A 1,909-nucleotide genomic window follows, 5' to 3' on the forward strand; every position below is an offset into this window, starting at 1 on the left:
CACAGCACCCCTCCCAACCCTCCCGGAAGACCCCCGCACGACACGAACACCGAATGGGCAGGTTACGGAAGCCCTCCAGATAGGTAGGGTCTCAGTAGGTCGTCGGCTCTCTTCGTGAGGAGGTGACGGGGCGTGGCCGCTCGTGACGATGCAGGGGCGCGAAGGGCGCAGCACGAAAAGGAGGTCAGAGACCTCCAAACGCAGATCTCCTTCCTGGAGGAGGAGATCTCCGTGCTGCGCCGCAAGCTCGCGGAATCCCCGCGCCAAGTACGTGTTCTGGAAGAACGCCTCCATGAGGCACAGGCCAACCTGGCCGCCGTAACCGGTCAGAACGAGCGTCTCGTAGCGACCCTCAAAGAGGCTCGCGAGCAGATCGTGGCGCTCAAGGAGGAGGTCGACAGGCTCGCACAACCACCATCCGGGTTCGGCGTCTTCCTCGAAGCCCGCGACGATGGAACGATCGACATCTTCACCGGGGGACGCAAACTCCGCGTCAACGTGAGCCCCGCCGTCGACGTCGACGAACTCCAGCGCGGCCAGGAAGTCATGCTCAACGAGGCCCTCAACGTCGTCGAAGCGCTCAAGTTCGAAGAGCAGGGCGAAGTCGTCATGCTCAAAGAACTCTTCGACGACGGCGAACGCGCCCTCGTCATCGCCCACGCCGACGAAGAACGCGTGGTCAAGCTCGCCGAACCGCTCCGCGGAGTCCCCCTCCGCGCGGGCGACTCCCTCATGCTCGAACCCCGCTCCGGATACGCCTACGAGAAGATCCACAAGGCGGAGGTCGAAGAGCTCGTCCTCGAAGAGGTCCCCGACATCTCCTACAACGAGATCGGCGGCCTCGGCTCCCAGATCGAAATGATCCGCGACGCCATCGAGCTGCCCTACCTGCACGCCGACCTCTTCCGCGAGCACCAGCTCAGGCCCCCCAAGGGCGTGCTCCTCTACGGCCCGCCCGGATGCGGCAAGACCCTCATCGCCAAGGCCGTCGCCAACTCCCTCGCCAAACAGGTCGCAGAGAGGACCGGCCAGGAAGGCAAGAGCTTCTTCCTCAACATCAAGGGCCCCGAACTCCTCAACAAGTACGTCGGCGAAACCGAACGGCACATCCGCCTCGTCTTCCAGCGCGCCCGCGAAAAGGCGTCCGCCGGAACCCCCGTCATCGTCTTCTTCGACGAGATGGACTCCATCTTCCGCACCCGCGGATCCGGAGTCTCCTCCGACGTCGAGAACACCATCGTCCCGCAGCTCCTCAGCGAGATCGACGGCGTCGAAGGACTCGAGAACGTCATCGTCATCGGCGCCTCCAACCGCGAGGACATGATCGACCCCGCGATCCTGCGCCCCGGCCGGCTCGACGTCAAAATCAAGATCGAACGGCCCGACGCCGAAGCCGCCAAGGACATCTTCTCCAAGTACATCCTCGGCGGACTCCCACTCCACCCCGACGACGTCAAGGAACACTCCGGCTCCAACGAAGCCACCGTCGAAGCCATGATCCAGCGCACCGTCGAACGGATGTACGCCGAAACCGAGGAGAACCGCTTCCTCGAAGTCACCTACGCCAACGGCGACAAGGAAGTCCTCTACTTCAAGGACTTCAACTCCGGCGCCATGATCCAGAACATCGTCGACCGCGCCAAGAAAATGGCCATCAAGCAATTCCTCGACACCGGCCAGAAAGGTCTTCGCGTCAACCACCTCCTCGCCGCCTGCGTCGACGAGTTCAGCGAGAACGAAGACCTCCCCAACACCACCAACCCCGACGACTGGGCCCGCATCTCCGGCAAGAAGGGCGAGCGGATCGTCTACATCCGCACCCTCGTCTCCGGAACCAAGGGCGCCGAAGCCGGCCGGTCCATCGACACCGTCGCCAACACCGGCCAGTACCTCTGACCCGACCACCCGC

The 1,909-nt window shown here is 63.8% G+C and carries 1 protein-coding gene; it reads left to right on the forward strand.

What is annotated here, in order from left to right:
• Nucleotides 1–132 precede the first annotated feature (132 nt).
• Nucleotides 133–1,896 (forward strand): proteasome ATPase, encoded by a 1,764-nt coding sequence (gene arc / locus ETD83_RS41585; protein WP_138650728.1) that lies wholly within the window; start codon nt 133–135, stop codon nt 1,894–1,896.
• The last annotated feature ends 13 nt before the right edge of the window (nt 1,897–1,909 follow it).

The organism is Actinomadura soli, assembly GCF_005889715.1.
Classification (GTDB): domain Bacteria; phylum Actinomycetota; class Actinomycetes; order Streptosporangiales; family Streptosporangiaceae; genus Spirillospora; species Spirillospora soli.